This window comes from Fictibacillus sp. 26RED30 (assembly GCF_015903845.1).
Lineage (GTDB): Bacteria > Bacillota > Bacilli > Bacillales > Fictibacillaceae > Fictibacillus > Fictibacillus phosphorivorans.
In genome coordinates this window covers 2177698-2194330 of the sequence record NZ_JACZDV010000001.1, presented here as the reverse complement: position 1 = coordinate 2194330, position 16633 = coordinate 2177698, and the positions used below count along the sequence as shown (strand labels likewise).

Genomic DNA, 16633 nt, shown 5'->3' with positions numbered 1-16633 from the left:
GGTAAAAAGGCGGATGGTTATGCGGAATAGAAGAAAGCGTCCAATCATTAGAACTCATAAAAAGTTAACAGATATGTTAGCAGATAAAAAGCATGATGATCATTCTTCTCTTCAATCTAATACCATTTCTATGGATACATCAATACAACAGAAGAAACAAACAGAAAAGCGTGTTGGAAAACTTAGTCCGGTTCTGCATGTGGTGGTTGATAGAGTAAAGACACTCTTAGGTAACCCGATGGATTTAATCGTTCGTGAGTTTGAATTTGAGTTAGAACACAAGGTTACAGCTACATTATTATTTTTAGAAGAAATGAATGATTCTCAAGTGTTAAATGAGTTCATTCTTTCACCATTAATGTCACTGTCATCAGACAAGCAATCTTCTCCAGTGCCAGTAGACCATGCATTACATTACATCAAACAGAATGCTTTAGCACTTGGAAGAGTATTGGATGTCGAAACGGAAGATGAATTAGTTGAAGCCCTTCTTGCTGGTTTAAGTGTTCTTTTAGTTGAAGGGAATACAAAAGGTCTTAAACTAGGAACGAACGGCGGAAAAGTTCGAGGAATCGAAGAGCCTACATCAGAAGTTGTTATTCGTGGTCCTAAGGATTCATTCACAGAGTCAATCAAGACGAATATCTCATTAATAAGACGAAGAGTAAGATCAAAAGATATTAGAATTGAAAAGTTCAAAATAGGAGAAGTCACACATACAGATGTTGCGGTTGTTTATCTAGAGAATATCGCTGATCCATTATTGATCCAAGAGATTAAAGAGAGAATTGAAGAAGTGAAGACAGATGGCTTGCTAGAATCCGGTCAACTTGAAGAGTTTATTCAAGACGAGACAGTTACTGTTTTTCCGCAGTTTCTAAATACTGAACGACCAGATGTTGTTATCGGAAACCTGCTCGAAGGTCGTGTGGGTATAATTATTAATGGAACACCGTTTGTTTTAATCGCCCCAGCACAATTTATACAGTTCTTTCAGTCATCAGAAGACTATTATATGAGGTATGACATCAGTACATTTCTTCGTTTGTTGAGATTTTCGGTCTTTATTATTTCCTTGATCGCTCCATCGATTTATATTGCCCTTACCACTTTTCACCAAGCCATGATTCCAACGACTCTTTTGTTTGGAATCGCTGCTCAGCGTGAAGGAGTACCGTTTCCGGCAATAGCAGAAGCGTTAGTGATGGAGATTACATTTGAAATCTTACGTGAAGCAGGAATTAGGATGCCACGGGCGGTAGGCGTCGCCGTTTCGATCGTTGGGGCACTTGTATTAGGTCAAGCAGCAGTTCAAGCAGGACTTGTTTCACCTGCGATGGTTATCGTTGTGGGAATCACTGCAGTAGCCAGCTTTGCGATCCCATCGTTTGCTGTCGCCACATCAGCACGATTATTACGATTTCCGTTAATGCTGATCTCATCAGTTTTCGGCTTCTATGGTCTTACACTAGCTTTGATTGTAATCATCGCACATTTATCAAGCTTAAGATCTTTCGGTTATCCATATTTAAGTCCTTTTGCTCCGTTACAAACACAGGATTTAAAAGATAGTCTGTTTCGATTTCCGATTACCAAATTGTTCAAAAGACCAGAAAAGCTATCGAAAAAAAACCAAACACGTACAAAACCTTATTCGGTTAAGAAGAAACGAGAGGAGGAGACAACACGTTGAAACTTTTAAAAAGTTGCCTTCCTCTCTCACTCTGCCTTCTATTTCTAACAGGCTGCTGGGATCAAAATGAGCTGGATGAGCTTTCAATCGTAATGGGAATTGGAATTAACATTGATAAAAAAGGAAATTTAATTGTGACCTATCAAGTGGTGAACCCAACAGAAGTTGCTCCGGGGATTACCGGAGCGGGAGGAGGAAAACAGCCCGTCTTCACCGTCTATGAGACAACAGGAAGAAACTTGATGGAAGCAACGAGAAAAGCAAGTAAACAAACATCAAGACGCTTGTTTTTTGCGCATGCGAGGATGCTTGTTTTTAGTGAGAAAATTGCAAAAGAGAGTATCTATCAAGCGGTTGACATGATTTCTCGTGACCCTGAAGTTCGTTCGACCATTCAAGTTGTTGTAGCTAGAGATACGACGCCATCAAAATTATTAAGAACGTTTACTGCCATCGATAAAGTTACTTCCGATGAAATAGCTACTATTTTGAAGATTTCAGAGAAAAATTGGGGAGAAAATATGCAGCAGGATATTAATGAAGTTCTTCAATCCATAATCGATGAAGGCGGAGAACCGATAATCAATGGCATTAAAATTACGGGTGACCATAAATTGGCAGTGACAGCACAAAACTATGAAGTGGGCGATCCCGCGAGAGTTCAGTTATCAGGCATGGGGGTATTTAGAGATGGCAAGCTGCAGGGGTGGTTGGATGGACCTGAAGCTAGAGGCGTTCTGTGGATAAAGGGAAAGCTTGTTAGTTCAGCGATTACGGTACCTTGTATGGGTAACGATAACGGATATTCTATCGAGATTGTTCGTTCGAATACTGAACTGTCGGCAGATACAAAACAGGATATACCAACGATAACACTCGATGTGTTTCCTGAAGCAAATATTGCAGAAGCAAACTGTGCAGTGAACTTAGAAAAAACTTCTGAAATCCTTAAAATTGAAAGTAAATTAAACCTTGTAATTGAAAAAGAAATTCAAAAAACGATAAACGCATCACAAGACTTTAATAGCGATGTACTTGGATTTGGTGAATTGTTGTATAGAGAAAATCCGAGTAAATGGCGCAATGTTTACAAAAAGAACTACAAAGAAATATTTCCGAAGTTAGAAGTGAAAGTGAATGTCGATTCTCGTATTAGAAGATCAGGTGTTCGAACTTCACCGTTTTTATTTGAGGAAAAGAAAGAGGCTCCAAAATGAAGACCATCAAGATCGACATTCAACAATACTTTATTATCATCGTCTTATTTGAACTCGGAAGTGCGATCCTTGTTGGTTTAGGAATGGATGCTGGCAGGGATGCTTGGATCGCTATCCTGCTCGGTATGACAAGCGGTATGTTTCTATTTGTAGGTTATTATTATCTCTATAAACAATTTCCAGAGCAATCGTTAACACAATATTTGCAGATCTTGTTCGGTAAGTATATAGGAAAATTATTTGGTTTCTTGTACCTAATGTACTTCATGTATTTAGCTGCTCGTGTTTTGCGTGACTTTGGAAGCCTTCTGCTTTCAGCTGTTTTTGTACAAACACCGATTATCGTTGTAAATGCGCTAATGATTGCTACGATCGTTTATGTTTTAAAATTAGGTTTCGAAGTTCTAGTAAGAACAGGGGAGATCATTTTTTTTCTAGTCGTTCTCTTAGGAATAATTCTTGCTGTACTTGTTTTATCAGCAGACTTAATGAAATACAATTATCTTCTTCCTGTTCTAGGCAAGGGGTTCTTGCCGGTCTTAAAGGCGGCGTTCCCAGTAACACCGACTTTTCCTTTTGGAGAAATGGTGGTTTTTACAATGTTGTTGCCATATTTGAAAACAACAAAGAAAAGTAAAGCACTAACAGTTGGGTTATTTGCCATTATGGTGAGTGGGATTATCTTAAGTGTAACGGTCGCGATGGACATTGCGATATTAGGAGGGCATGTTGCTACTCATGTCTACTTCCCATTGCTTGCTGCAGTTGCGAAGATTAACTTAGGAGAATTTATTCAAAGGTTGGATGCGTTAGTGGTATTTACGCTCATTATAGGAGGATTCTTTAAGATCTCTGTATTGTTTTATGTTGCAGTTAAAGCAACCCAAGACATCTTCGGAGTAAAAGAAGAAAAAAAGCTCATAGGACCAATCGGTATTGTATTGATTCTTTCATCTATCGTCATAGCAGCAAATTATGTGGAACATATTACAGAAGGTTTAAATATCGTTCCTCATTTTATCCATTTACCATTTCAAGTTGTTTTACCGAGTCTGTTCATTGTTGTATTCTTAATAAGAAGAAAGAAGCTTAAGCCTTTTGCTTCTTCTCCATCCACTTCGACAGAATAAACGTTAGGATGGGTAAAATCATCAAAGTGATCACTAGAACATATTCAACCTTGTCCACATAGTGAAAGAAAGACATAAACGATTTTTTTATAACCGTTGCTGGAGCGATCCCTAGAAACCAATCAATGACAACGAGTAAAGAGAACATACTGAATAGTAATATGGTATAAATAACAACAGGATTCTTCATGACATCCACCTCCTGTTTTTAGTTTTTGCATGATTGACATCCTTATCCATAAGTTGAACCGAGGTGATGTGTTTTGTGTGGCAGATATATGCTTTACTACGAAAAAGATGTGATTATTGATGCTTTTAACTTAGAAAACGAATTTGATTATGATAAACGCTTTAACATTGCCCCGAGTCAGCAAGTTCTTTCGATTATTAAAGCGAGCTCAGGAAATAGAGCAGGATATATGAAGTGGGGGCTTGTCCCAAGTTGGGCGAACGATCCGAAAATAGGAAACAAATTAATGAACGCGAGAAGTGAGACAGTTTCTGAAAAACCAAGCTTTAAAAACTCTTTTGTTCAAAAAAGATGCTTGATTCCTGCAAGTGGATTCTACGAATGGGTTATTGAAGAAGGTGTTAGCAAGAAGCAGCCCTATAAGTTTACATTAAGAGATAAAAAGCCGTTCGCATTTGCCGGGGTCTGGTCTAGATGGACAGGTGAAGTCGAAGGACAGCAAGAAGAAAGAATTACCTGTTCCATCTTAACAAAAGCATCTAATGACTCTATGAAAAAATATCATCACCGTATGCCGGTAATGTTAGAGCCAAACGTTGGAGAGAACTGGTTGGATCGCTCAGCAAGTAAGGATAAACTTTTTTCTATTCTCCAAGACAACAACCCAGAACTATTTGCAGAACAAGTCACTATGGATTTGAACGTTCATAGAACTAGCTGACAGTTTCTTTTGATCTGTATTTGATCAGGTGAAAGTGTCATTTTTTTTACGAAAAATAATCCAAGAGTACTATATTGTAAATTTTTTGTAAGTCTTTCTGACTGTTTTAATATAAAACTAACAATTGAATCGACAGAATTGTGTTATATTTTTCATGGATTTACATGTTTTACATCCTATTAGTGAGGCAGGTGGAACGATATGTTCATGAAAATGACGAAAAGGCTTACAAATATAAGTATCATGCTAGTAATGGTGCTTAGCATGGCTATACCACTGCAGCAGACTGCATCTGCAGCTGACGTTCTAACGGTTAGCGAAGCATTGGTTAAGCAGGATAAATCAACACAGATGGTTGAAGGGTATATCGTAGGAACTGTTCATGGAGGTAGTGGGTCTTCTATCTCATTCAAACATGAAGGACCATTTACTGCGAATACCAACTTGGCCATCGCAGATTCAGTGAACGAAACAGACAAAACGAAAATACTAACTGTTCAATTACCTAATAATGCTGCAAGATCTGCATTGAACCTCGTTGATCACCCTGAGAATTTAGGGAAAAAAGTTCAACTTGAAGGAACACTAGAGGCCTATTTTAGTGTGCCAGGACTTAAAAATGTAAACAAATATCAGATTATTGATGGTGCTCCTTCTGAACCACAAGTAGAAGAAGTAAAGTCTTCGGTTGAGGGACAGGTTGTTTCTAAAGGGACTTCAGTCGTACTCTCTACTGAAACAACAGATGCTGAAATTTTTTACACTTTAGATGGACAAGATCCGACTACAGATAGCACACGTTATACATCTCCTATTTCAGTAGAAGAAGATGTTACCATTAGAGCTGTCGCTGTTAAAGAAGGATTAAAGAATAGCAACATATCAGAGTTCAAATACCAAGTTGCTCTATCCGGGCTTCGTATCCATGATATTCAAGGTGCAAGTCATCAATCTCCTGTTTCGAATAAAGCAGTAGAGGGTGTCGAAGGAATTGTAACAAAAGTTGTAGATAACAATAATTTTTATATGCAGGACGCTAAACCAGACAAAGACTATAGAACGTCTGAAGGTATTTTAGTCTACCAAAAAGATCACGGTCAGGCTAAAGGAAATCTTGTTTCAGTTGATGGGCTTGTAAAAGAATGGGTACTTGAAGGATATTCAGATAAATTAAAAACAGATCTAGCTGTTACAGAGATCAATGCAAGTGAAATTAACAAACTACAAGAAGGACAAAAACTTCCAAAGTCAACAATCATCGGTTTGTTTGGTCTTGAACAACCAACTAGAGTGATTGATAATGATAACTTTGGGTTGTTTGATCCAAAAGAAGATGGCATTGATTTTTATGAGAGTTTAGAAGGTATGCTTGTAGAAGTGAAAAATCCTGGTGTTCTTGCACCTCAAAAATATGGAGAACTTGTTGTTGTTCCAGATTTTTGGAAGCAAAAAGAATTTAACTCATCAGGTGGTCTAAACATCAAGGAATTTGATTACAACCCAGAACGCATTTTTGTCGATATGAACGACGAATCGTTTGTGGCAAAAACAGGAGACTTCTTCTTGGGCTCAATTACTGGAGTTGTCAGCTACGGATTTGGTAACTATAAAGTGTTAGCTGACCGAGAAGAACTTCCAACGTTTGTTGAAGGAAGAACAAAACCGGAAGTTACAAAGATTCATGAAAAACATAAAGAGTTAACGATCGCGAGCTTTAACGTAGAGAACTTTTCTGCACTTGAAGAAGGGCGTGACAGTACGAGCGATGAAAAAGTATCGCGTATCGCAAAATCGATCGTTCGTAACCTGAACGCACCAGATATCGTAGGGCTTGTCGAGATGCAAGATGGAAATGGTCCAACGAATGATGGTACGACAGATGCAAAAGCAAGTGCAGATCGATTAATCGCTGAGATTACGGCGCAAGGTGGTCCACAATATGTGTATACAGATATCGCACCAGTTGATGGAAAAGACGGCGGAATTCCTGGTGGTAACATTCGTGTAGGATTCATCTACAATCCTGAACGTGTTTCACTTGCAAAAGGAACTAAAGGAACAGCAACAGAAGCGGTAGGCTATAAGGACGGGAAGCTTACTGTAAATCCTGGGCGTATCGATCCGACAAACCCAGCATTTGAAAACAGCCGTAAGCCAGTCGCAGCACAGTTCATGTTTAAAGGTGAGAGCGTAATTGTGGTTGCGAATCATTTTAACTCAAAAGGCGGAGATCAGCCGCTGTTTGGGAAAAATCAGCCTCCTTTCCTTGGAAGTGAAGCGCAACGTTTAGAAATCGCGGGAATTGTAAATCAGTTTGTTAAAAATGTTAAGAGTGAAGATAAGGATGCAAAGGTCGTGCTGCTTGGAGATTTCAATGATTTCGAGTTTACGAAGACGCTGCAGAAAGTTAAAGGCAAAGAGTTGACGAACATGATCGAGAAAGTTCCATACAAAGAGCGCTACACATATTCTTACCAAGGGAACGCTCAAGTTCTTGATCATATTTTAGTAACAAACAATATGGCGAGAAAGACAAAAGTTGATATCGTTCATATCAATTCGCAGTTTATGGAAGAACACGGTCGAGCAAGTGACCATGATCCTGTGTTAATTCAAGTTAAACTAGATAAAGTCAGATAAATAAATAAAAGTCATCCGCATATTGTGGATGACTTTTTCATGTTAACTGCAGTTTAGCGTCGGTATCCGCCACCTAGCTGTTGTTCAGCCATTTGAACAAGACGTTTAGTGATTTCACCACCAACAGATCCATTCGCACGGGATGTTGTGTCTGGTCCTAGTTGAACACCAAACTCAGAAGCGATTTCATACTTCATTTGATCCAAAGCTGCTTGTGCTCCAGCTACTACTAATTCGTTAGAGTTATTGTTACGTGCCATATGTATCACCTCCTTGTATTACTAGTTTGTATATATTTAACAATTTTATGCGCATGATGGAAAAGTTTTTTTCGGAAGAAGAGATCGATAGGTATTCGCATATTTTTGCTTTAACCGACACCAAAACCCGTAAGTTTCGTATGATACATCATCCCCCTATTTTTATTTTCAAGATAAGCGCTGAGCTGGTTTGTTAAGCTCAGTGCTTTCTGTTTTTATGACGCCTGTTGATACTATGGTAGGTAATTGATTACTAGCTGATTGATACATAAAAAGATAAAATTGTAGAAATTAGAATAATAAAATATATTTGATTTTAACGCATTCGTTTTATAATGAATGAAGGATATAGATTCAATAGTAATATGAATAGATGAAGGATCAGAAACGTTAGAACTTCATGCAATTGGGAGAGCGGGTGTAGGATGGGGAATAAAAAAGAGTATTCCCGGTGGAAAGGTATAGGACTAGCCTTAGCAGGAGCTTCTCTTTGGGGGTTTTCAGGAAACGCAGCAGAATGGATCTTTTCACATTCAGCAATGACCGCAACATGGTTAGTTTCAGTCCGTATGGTAATGGCTGGAGCGCTGCTATTATTTCTAGTCTCTTTTCATCACAATATATTTGAAGTTTGGAGAAATAAAAAAGACCGAATGGATTTAATAGTATTTTCTTTAACGGGTATGCTTGGGGCACAGCTTACGTTCTTTTTGAGTATAGAAGCGGGTAATGCACCAACGGCTACACTGCTTCAATTTTTAGGCCCGGTGTTTATTACGATCTATTTTGCGTTAAAGTTCTTAAAATGGCCAAAACGAAAAGAATGGATCGCAGTACTAATGGCTCTTTCAGGAACTTTCCTGCTCTTAACAAATGGAAGTTTGCAAGAGATAACGGTTTCCGAAAAAGCTATATTCTGGGGAGTTCTCTCAGGTATTTCAGTAGCTATATATACCGTCTATCCAGTGAGACTGTTAAAACAGTATGCATCTGCTACGATCGTAGGTTGGGCTATGTTGCTTGGTGGATCTGCTGTTTCTATTTTTACTCAGCCGTGGCAGGCGAATGCAATCGATTGGTCATTCTCATTATTTGGGATGCTATCATTTGTAGTAGTATTCGGAACACTATTGCCTTTTTATCTCTACTTAGACAGCTTAAAGTATATAAGCTCGACAGAAACGAGCTTACTTGGAAGTGCAGAACCTTTAGTAGCAACTCTTGTATCTGTCATATGGCTTGGTACTGCGTTTGGGAGTTTCCAAACAGCAGGTGGCATGCTCATTATTTTGACAGTATTCTTGTTATCTATGCCAGAAAAGGGACTATTACAAGTGAGTCAATCAATAAAAAAGTAAAGCGAAACGCATGATTTGACATTTATACGGAATCGTACCACTATGGTAGGGAAGAACATTCAACAGGAGACGATGCGGATATGAATGACAAAATAGTATTTTTTGATATAGACGGAACGTTAGTAAACGAAGAGAAAACAATTCCTGACAGCACGCGAGAGAGTATTTCACAGTTAAAAAAGAATGGCGTGCATGTAGCAATTGCTACTGGGCGGGGTCCATTTATGTTTGAACCTATCCGTGAGGAACTAGAGGTTGATTCATTTGTAAGCTTTAACGGATCATATGTTGTTTTTAAAGATGAAGTGATCCACAAGACGCCATTATCTAGAGAAGCTATTTTAAAAATAGAACAAGAAGCTGAAAATGCGGGTCACCCACTTGTGTACCTTGATCATGAACGAGCAACAAGCAATGCTGATAATCATGAGATCATCAAGAATTGTACGTTTAATCTCATGCCGAGTTATCCCGTTTTCCACCCAGGATTCTATAAGGAGAATGAGGTTTACCAAGTTTTATTATTCTGCCAGGAACAGCATGAACATGTCTATCGTGATGGATACAAAGGCACGTTCGATTTTATACGCTGGCATGAAAATGCATTAGACATTTTGCCAACTGGTGGTTCTAAAGCAAAAGGAATTGAAGCTTTTATGAACCAGATGAACATGAAACCTGAGAATGTGTACGCATTTGGTGATGCGTTAAATGATATCGAAATGCTTAAAGCAGCGGGAACAGGAATTGCGATGGGCAATGGTTTAAAAGAAGCAAAAGACGCGGCAGACTTTGTTACAAAATCAGTTGATGAAGATGGTATCTATCATGGACTTAAACATTTTGGATTAATTTAATCATGGAGCACCCTAGTTGATTTCAGCTAGGGTTTTTTTTGTTCTGAAAATTGCAGTGAAAAAGGTAAAGGAGCAACCTTTTAATGACGATATAACACGTACAGCAAGTAAAGAACTTTTCAAATAGGAGTTGAAACGTGTGAGATTGAATGTAAAGGTGATGTGTTACTTTTTAATCGCTGTCTTTTTAATCGTAAGCTTTCCATTTAGACCTGCCTCGGCAGCAGGAAAAACGGCTACAGTGAATGCAACAAGCTTGAATGTTCGCACAGAACCCTCCTCAGCGTCAAAACAGATCGGATCATTAAAAAAAGGCTCGAAAGTTACGGTGTTCCAGATAGAAAAAGGATGGGCAAACATATCTTTTCAGGATAGAAAAGCTTGGGTTAGTTCAGCGTACATAAAGGTAAATAACTCAACCAGTTCCAAAACACCATCTCAAAAGGAAGCAAAAAATATTAAAACAGCAAAAGTAACAGCAACTTCTCTAAATGTGCGGAGTGGTGCAGGAACTCAATATAAGACGGTAAGCTCGCTAAAGAATGGAGCGGTAGTTTCTGTAATTAAAGAAGAAGGCAATTGGGCTAATATAACATACGGTTCAATTAAAGGATGGGTAAGCAGTGCGTATCTATTGAATCAAACAGGTACAACTCCTCCTAAACCTCCTACAAACAAACCTGTAAACAATGGAAAGTGGGGAACAGTAACAGCGACGTATTTGAATTTTCGATCATCCGGAAATTTATCTTCACCGATCATCGGCTCTCTCAAATATGGTACTTCTGTTCAGATTTTGTCAGAGTCAGGAAGCTGGCTTTTCATTCAAACGTCCGATGGAAAGAAAGGTTGGGTATCTAGCCAGTACATATCACTAAAAATGGGAGGGTCTCCAATCGTTACAAACCCTAAGCCTGCAACGAAACCTCCCGTTGCTCCACCTTCTTCAATAGCCAAAAAAGTTGTCATCATGTCAGATGGCGTAAATATTAGGCAAGGTCCTTCTACTGCCTACTTAATAGTGGGTCATGCAAATCAAGGGGACGAATTCGCATTTCTTCAATCTAAGAACGATTGGGTACAAATTAAGCTGCCAAATGGTAAAAGTGCTTGGGTGGCAGGATGGCTTGTAGCTGTTCAACAATCATCCTCAAACAATCCTTCAACTCCTAAACCATCTTTGAAGGGATTAAAAGGAAAAAGGATTGTTATAGATCCTGGTCATGGTGGAAATGATCCAGGAGCTTCAGGAAAATCATCTGGTACACAAGAAGCCGCTATGACGTTGATGAGTGCGAGGTTATTAGCCACACAGCTTAGTAATGCAGGTGCAAAAGTCAACTTAACTCGAAGTGATAATACGTATATATCTCTTAATAAACGTGTGGAGATTAGTCATTATCATTTTGCAGATGCTTTTGTTAGTCTACATTACAACTCAGCTTCAGATAGATCCGCTACAGGACTGTTAACCTTCTATTACGGCCAGAAGGACCTGAAATTGGCGAACTCGGTAAACACCGGATTAATTGGAGCAAATACGGGATTAAAAGGTGGAAATGTTAGATATGGAAACTTTCACGTTCTCCGTGAAAACAAACAACCTGCCGTATTAGTAGAGCTTGGTTTTTTGTCAAATCCATTTGATGAAAGTATAATCAAGAGTAATTCTTTTCAAACAAAAGCAGCAACGGGTATTACGAAAGGATTGGCTCAATATTTTCAATAAGGTGAAGAGGCGGTGATTAAAAGTGTGAACTTTTAAACGGTGCCTCTTTTGTTTCAGTAAGTATCTTTTCCTATTCTTAATTCGCTTGACTGGATTTTATGTTCACTTTATTCATATAATTAAAATCATAAATAATAAATGTAGTTAACAATAGGTGGTGCCAAATTTGGAGAACTCTGGACTTATTCTTGAAGGTGGCGGAATGCGCGGTGTTTATACGGCAGGGGTACTCGATGTTTTTATGGAGAACGACCTTTACTTTCCGTATGTGATCGGGGCATCTGCTGGTGCTTGTAACGCTGTATCATACTTATCACGCCAGCACGGAAGAAATCGCACGGTGAATCTAGAATATAGCTCACATCCTGAATATATTTCTTATAAGAATTGGTTGTTTAAGAAGAAGGGGTTGTTCGGTATGGACTTCATATTTGATGAACTTCCGAACCGCCTAGTTCCCTTCGATTATGCTGCATTTAAACAATCGAAAGAAAGATTTGTAGTCGTTGTAACAGACGTAAGAACAGGCCAACCCGTTTATTTGAATAAAGAAGATTACGAAGAGATGGAGATCTCAAATGTTCTACGTGCATCATCATCCATTCCTTTTATCGCACCAGTAGTCGAGCTTGCAGGAGGTCAGATGATGGACGGAGGGATTGCGGATCCCATACCTGTTCATAAAGCTTTGAAAGATGGCGTCCAAAAAGGAGTCGTAATCCTCACTCAGAATGAGGGTTATCGCAAGAAAAAGCCTAAAATGACGTGGGTAACGAAAAAATTCTATCCTGAATACACAGGTCTCGACGAAAGTTTACGTGGACGCTACATCAAATATAATGAGACGCTTGATTTTATAGAAAAAGAAGAGAAAAGTGGAAACTTATTTGTCCTTCGTCCCATGGAGAAAATGATAGTAAAAAGAATTGAACGCGATCCTAAACGACTTGGAGTTCTGTACGAACAAGGAAGAATAGATGCACTTAACCAATTGGATAACTTAAGAAGTTGGTTATCCAATTAAAATCAATCCACTTTCCCGTATCATTTCATGCCATAAAAATAGAAAAGCTTGCAATAGAAGTCATGAAACAGATCTCTATAGCAAGCTTTTTTCATTTAGTATATCTTTTGAATAACTTGTTCAATATCTGGTTCTTTCATCTGAATATCGACCGGTTCTCCCCATTGTGTGACTTTTTGAAGTAATAGAGGTGAAGATAGAAGAGAGCGATCATAATCGATAATTAACTTTTCGTCTTCCCATGTCATTCTTTCAATTCCTTCTAATTGTATGTCATCCGTGTTTGGTTTTACACGATACTGAATCTCCATGACGCTTGGTAATCCAATATTCTTACGTAAATCTTCCAGCGTTCCATCTAAAACCATTTGTCCGTGATTGATCACGATCACGCGGCTGCATAACCGTTCAATATCATCCATATCATGTGTGGTTAACAGGATGGTCTTCTTCTCGTTTTCGTTCAATTCTTTCAAAAAGGCTCGTATACTTGTTTTTGCATTAACATCTAATCCGATCGTAGGCTCATCTAAGAAAAGGATGTCAGGATCATGAATCATGGCTGCAGCAAGGTCCCCGCGCATCCGTTGCCCTAGAGATAGTTTTCGAACAGGCGTGTCCATAAACTTTCCAATTTGAAGCATATCATCATACAACCTCAAAAACTGGCGATATTTTTCGTCAGGTACTTTATACATTTCTTTTAAAATATCAAAAGAATCACGTAACGGGAGATCCCACCATAGTTGTGTACGTTGTCCGAATACAATGCCGATCTTTTTGGCTACTTCTTTTCTTTTTTTCTGCGGGCTTAATCCCCCCACTGTAATTTCACCGCTAGTTGGATGAAGAATACCTGATAACATTTTAATCGTAGTGGATTTTCCAGCTCCGTTCGGACCGATATAACCTACGAATTCACCCTCTTCAATAGAAAAAGAAATATCATCTACAGCTCTTACCACATGATGCTTTGTAGAAAGAAGAGAACTAAACGACCCGATAAATCCTTTCTTTGTTTCATAGATTTTAAAGTGTTTATTTAATTGCTGAGCTTGAATCATGTATAGCCCTCCTCAACTTCCTGTACTATGGTAATGGCGGATTCCAAACATCCAGAATCGTAACGCTATGAAAAGAAAAACGATTGAAACGAGTGGTGGTAATGCTAGGTTCCAAACGTCACCACCTTTATTTAATAGAAACAGAACAGGTGTATAGTTCATGAATCCTACTGGGATGACTGTGAAAAAAATGATTTTGAGCCAGCCGGGATAGATGTTCATCGGATAGTTTGCTGCATTAAAAGGAGCATATAGAGTAAAGGTTTGGAAATCTTTGATCCTCTGTGTCCAAAAGGCAATGGTAGCTGTGATCAACCCTAGAGAAAAACAAATAAGTACTCCAGAAATGATAGTTACAGGTAAATAAATTAACAAAAGAAATAATTCAACGTTATTAAGTTTTAAACCGATAATAGAAATAACAAGGATCAGGATACCTTGTATCGTTCCTCCTATTCGGGATAGGTCTATGTTTTTAGTCAGAAGCAATGATAACGGAGAGACAGGTCGAATTAGAAGACTATCGAATTCACCTTCGACCATATAACGTTCAAAATTATGTACCTCTACACAAAATACTCTGTACAGAGTAATGGCAACAGATGAAATTCCATAGAGAAGCCCCACTTCATAAAGATTCCAGCCTTTTACATCGTCAAAACGCTGCAGAATGGCTGCGAGCAGCACAAAGTCCACCGCCATGATCAAACCGTATGATAAGGAGGATACGAGAAAGTTCATCTTATACTGCATACGTGAACGCAAACTTCCTGATAATAGTTTCAGATAAAGGTTCATGACTTATCCTCCTTGAATTTCCAACTTATGGCGTGCCTTCTCAGTTAGCCATAGGTTGAAGCATGTTAAGACCACGACCCAAACCAACTGGATAAGAATAACTTCACTTGAACTCTTCTCAAGGAAAATCATGACAGGGTAATAGATGGCTCCTGCAAAAGGTAAATAGGGTGTGATAGAAGATAGGGGAGTTGGAAGTAAATCGATAGGTACAAGTTGTCCTCCAAGTCCAACCAATAAAGTAAAGTTTACAAAATGCGCCCAATCGATCTCAGTCGTCCAGCATGCACTTATCCCTACTAGGTAGTGCAGGTTAATAGAAATGATCATGGCAAAAAGAATAGAAATACATAAGAAAAAATAAGTCAGTATGTGTTGAGGAATATAAAAGCCTACCGTTAAGGAAAAAACAAGCCCAATAGGAAGAGATCGAAAGAACAAGTTATATATTAATCTTCCAGCTTCTTGAGAGGTAACATAGAGAAAAAAGTTTGTTGGTCTTGCGAGTTCTAAAGAGATTGCACCATTTCTTATTCCGTTATGAATATTGAGTCCTGCCGTTAAGAAACCGGATAACCAAAGGATGCATTGTACAGCCGCAATGTAAAAGGTCATATCTAGGGCAGTGTAGGGACTGTCATTCTCTTTTCCTTGGAGTACACCGACCCATATGGCGATGAAAACAAATCCGAAGATCGCACTCGCTGCATTATTGATCAGATGCGCCACCTTGTATTGCATGTTACGCATAAAGCTCTTTTGTAAAAGAATCCAATAAACCATAAGTCCCCCTTTATGAAGTTTTCATTTTTTAGCGCAGAAATATAAAATAGCAAATTTTACAAAAGTTTGCAATTCTTTTTTTGGAGGTTATTTCTATGTCATGTTCACAGTGTCGTCCAACAGGAGATTTTCCGGAGAGTGGCTTTTTTCATATCCGTACCGATCATCCCGTTCTTGTGGAAAGTTTGATGAATTTATTTAAAGAGCACGGTTTGGTAGGCATTCATTCTGGAAATGTTGCATCAGCAAAATATAGCAATCTTATAGAACTGCAAGTTTTCATGGAAAAGTCACTTGAAACATTTAACGAAATGGCTGTTGGGTCATTTTATTGTTCAGTTACTTCTGCATTGGAAGAAATGAGCGTCTTCACACCTTGGATTTCATTTCAGCAATTTTATGAAAGAATGAAGCATATCGATCTGTATGACATTATTCAACAGCAGCTCTTCACTACACACTCGCAGCCGATTGTTTCTTTACAAAACGAAGAGATTTATGGATATGAGTTCTTACTTCGTCCATCAACTGAAGAATTTGAATTCAAACCTTATGAACTTTTTCAGTTTGCTGAACGAGCAGGTCTTCAGGCGCTGTTGGACGGAAATGCTAGGATGACTTCTATTCGAAACAGCGCTGGAGCCGTTTCACCAGGCTTGAAACGATTCATTAATTTCCTTCCGTCATCGATATACGACCCAAAGCATTGTCTGGCTACAACATTTAAAGCAGCAGCTGACGCAGGAGTAGACCCAAACGATCTCGTCTTTGAAGTGGTGGAGACAGAAGAAATCGCAGACATCGATCATTTAAAAAGTATCCTTCAAGCTTACCAAGAGCAAGGAATGAAAGTAGCATTAGATGACTTGGGTGCTGGTCATTCAACACTTTCTGTATTAAAAGAGCTGAAACCAGACTATGTGAAGATTGACCGTAAAATTGTTTCTTTCTGTGATGAAGACGCATCTAAGGAAGATATGATACAAAAAATCGTTGAGGTGGCAAGAGAAATAGGTGCTGTCGTACTTGCTGAAGGAATTGAAAGAAAAGAAGAAGCAGATATCGCACTTAAATGCGGAGTTGAGCTTGCACAAGGTTACTTTTTTGGCCGTCCAGTTCCAACAAAATCTTTAGCTGCAGCTGTTCAATAAATTTACAGGAACCTTATC

The 16633-nt window shown here is 38.7% G+C and carries 15 protein-coding genes; 10 read left to right on the top strand and 5 right to left on the bottom strand.

Going from position 1 to position 16633, the window contains the following annotated elements:
* Positions 1–19 precede the first annotated feature (19 nt).
* The 3 genes from IHV11_RS11185 to IHV11_RS11175 are packed head-to-tail and all read left to right on the top strand — an operon-like array spanning position 20 to position 4040.
* Positions 20–1693: a spore germination protein gene (locus IHV11_RS11185; RefSeq protein ID WP_197194656.1), complete on the top strand. Its 1674-nt coding sequence runs from the start codon at positions 20–22 to the stop codon at positions 1691–1693.
* Positions 1690–2910 carry a Ger(x)C family spore germination protein gene (locus IHV11_RS11180; RefSeq protein WP_197194655.1) on the top strand — a complete coding sequence of 407 codons (1221 nt, stop codon included), beginning with the start codon at positions 1690–1692 and terminating at the stop codon, positions 2908–2910. The genes IHV11_RS11185 and IHV11_RS11180 overlap by 4 nt, the downstream gene beginning before the upstream one ends.
* Positions 2907–4040 carry a GerAB/ArcD/ProY family transporter gene (locus IHV11_RS11175; protein ID WP_197194654.1) on the top strand — a complete coding sequence of 378 codons (1134 nt, stop codon included), beginning with the start codon at positions 2907–2909 and terminating at the stop codon, positions 4038–4040. The genes IHV11_RS11180 and IHV11_RS11175 overlap by 4 nt, the downstream gene beginning before the upstream one ends.
* Here IHV11_RS11175 and IHV11_RS11170 read toward each other — a convergent pair.
* The gene (locus tag IHV11_RS11170) at positions 4000–4230 is read right to left on the bottom strand and encodes a hypothetical protein (RefSeq protein WP_197194653.1); all 231 of its coding nucleotides are present in this window, start codon (positions 4228–4230) and stop codon (positions 4000–4002) included. The two genes, IHV11_RS11175 and IHV11_RS11170, sit on opposite strands and share 41 nt — an antisense overlap.
* 73 nt (positions 4231–4303) lie before the next feature.
* Here IHV11_RS11170 and IHV11_RS11165 point away from each other — a divergent pair, with 73 nt between their 5' ends.
* Both IHV11_RS11165 and IHV11_RS11160 read left to right on the top strand, forming a co-directional pair.
* On the top strand, positions 4304–4951 hold the full coding sequence (locus tag IHV11_RS11165) for an SOS response-associated peptidase (protein ID WP_255547349.1): 648 nt from the start codon (positions 4304–4306) through the stop codon (positions 4949–4951).
* Between the two features lie 207 nt (positions 4952–5158).
* Complete coding sequence (locus tag IHV11_RS11160; RefSeq protein ID WP_305069357.1) at positions 5159–7591, top strand: DUF6359 domain-containing protein; 2433 nt, start codon at positions 5159–5161, stop codon at positions 7589–7591.
* A gap of 53 nt (positions 7592–7644) precedes the next feature.
* Here IHV11_RS11160 and IHV11_RS11155 read toward each other — a convergent pair whose 3' ends face one another.
* Positions 7645–7851, bottom strand: coding sequence for an alpha/beta-type small acid-soluble spore protein (locus IHV11_RS11155; protein WP_066288466.1), 207 nt, complete (start codon positions 7849–7851; stop codon positions 7645–7647).
* Between the two features lie 425 nt (positions 7852–8276).
* Here IHV11_RS11155 and IHV11_RS11150 point away from each other — a divergent pair, with 425 nt between their 5' ends.
* The 4 genes from IHV11_RS11150 (at position 8277) to IHV11_RS11135 (ending at position 12819) form a co-directional block, all read left to right on the top strand.
* Positions 8277–9209 carry a DMT family transporter gene (locus IHV11_RS11150; RefSeq protein ID WP_197194650.1) on the top strand — a complete coding sequence of 311 codons (933 nt, stop codon included), beginning with the start codon at positions 8277–8279 and terminating at the stop codon, positions 9207–9209.
* A gap of 80 nt (positions 9210–9289) precedes the next feature.
* Entirely contained in the window at positions 9290–10066 is a 777-nt protein-coding gene (locus IHV11_RS11145; RefSeq protein ID WP_197194649.1) for a Cof-type HAD-IIB family hydrolase, read from the top strand.
* A 139-nt stretch (positions 10067–10205) separates the two neighbouring features.
* Entirely contained in the window at positions 10206–11795 is a 1590-nt protein-coding gene (locus tag IHV11_RS11140) for an SH3 domain-containing protein (RefSeq protein WP_197194648.1), read from the top strand.
* A gap of 166 nt (positions 11796–11961) precedes the next feature.
* Positions 11962–12819: a patatin-like phospholipase family protein gene (locus IHV11_RS11135; protein WP_197190418.1), complete on the top strand. Its 858-nt coding sequence runs from the start codon at positions 11962–11964 to the stop codon at positions 12817–12819.
* Positions 12820–12914: 95 nt separating this feature from the next.
* Here the strand turns inward: IHV11_RS11135 and IHV11_RS11130 are convergent, their stop codons facing one another.
* The 3 genes from IHV11_RS11130 to IHV11_RS11120 are packed head-to-tail and all read right to left on the bottom strand — an operon-like array spanning position 12915 to position 15464.
* Positions 12915–13883: an ABC transporter ATP-binding protein gene (locus tag IHV11_RS11130; RefSeq protein WP_197194647.1), complete on the bottom strand. Its 969-nt coding sequence runs from the start codon at positions 13881–13883 to the stop codon at positions 12915–12917.
* A 12-nt stretch (positions 13884–13895) separates the two neighbouring features.
* On the bottom strand, positions 13896–14681 hold the full coding sequence (locus IHV11_RS11125) for an ABC transporter permease (protein ID WP_231620232.1): 786 nt from the start codon (positions 14679–14681) through the stop codon (positions 13896–13898).
* A gap of 3 nt (positions 14682–14684) precedes the next feature.
* Entirely contained in the window at positions 14685–15464 is a 780-nt protein-coding gene (locus IHV11_RS11120) for an ABC transporter permease (RefSeq protein ID WP_197194646.1), read from the bottom strand.
* Positions 15465–15559: 95 nt separating this feature from the next.
* On the opposite strand from IHV11_RS11120, the gene IHV11_RS11115 reads away from it, so the two are divergent.
* Positions 15560–16615 (top strand): EAL domain-containing protein, encoded by a 1056-nt coding sequence (locus IHV11_RS11115; protein WP_197194645.1) that lies wholly within the window; start codon positions 15560–15562, stop codon positions 16613–16615.
* Positions 16616–16633 lie beyond the last annotated feature (18 nt).

Bases quoted from the DNA above. Each gene is read 5' to 3' on its own strand.
- IHV11_RS11150 (WP_197194650.1), top strand. From the start codon at position 8,277: ATGGGGAATAAAAAAGAGTATTCCCGGTGGAAAGGTATAGGACTAGCC.
- IHV11_RS11170 (WP_197194653.1), bottom strand. From the start codon at position 4,230: ATGAAGAATCCTGTTGTTATTTATACCATATTACTATTCAGTATGTTC.
- IHV11_RS11155 (WP_066288466.1), bottom strand. From the start codon at position 7,851: ATGGCACGTAACAATAACTCTAACGAATTAGTAGTAGCTGGAGCACAA.
- IHV11_RS11145 (WP_197194649.1), top strand. From the start codon at position 9,290: ATGAATGACAAAATAGTATTTTTTGATATAGACGGAACGTTAGTAAAC.
- IHV11_RS11115 (WP_197194645.1), top strand. From the start codon at position 15,560: ATGTCATGTTCACAGTGTCGTCCAACAGGAGATTTTCCGGAGAGTGGC.
- IHV11_RS11160 (WP_305069357.1), top strand. From the start codon at position 5,159: ATGAAAATGACGAAAAGGCTTACAAATATAAGTATCATGCTAGTAATG.
- IHV11_RS11130 (WP_197194647.1), bottom strand. From the start codon at position 13,883: ATGATTCAAGCTCAGCAATTAAATAAACACTTTAAAATCTATGAAACA.
- IHV11_RS11175 (WP_197194654.1), top strand. From the start codon at position 2,907: ATGAAGACCATCAAGATCGACATTCAACAATACTTTATTATCATCGTC.
- IHV11_RS11125 (WP_231620232.1), bottom strand. From the start codon at position 14,681: ATGAACCTTTATCTGAAACTATTATCAGGAAGTTTGCGTTCACGTATG.
- IHV11_RS11120 (WP_197194646.1), bottom strand. From the start codon at position 15,464: ATGGTTTATTGGATTCTTTTACAAAAGAGCTTTATGCGTAACATGCAA.
- IHV11_RS11185 (WP_197194656.1), top strand. From the start codon at position 20: ATGCGGAATAGAAGAAAGCGTCCAATCATTAGAACTCATAAAAAGTTA.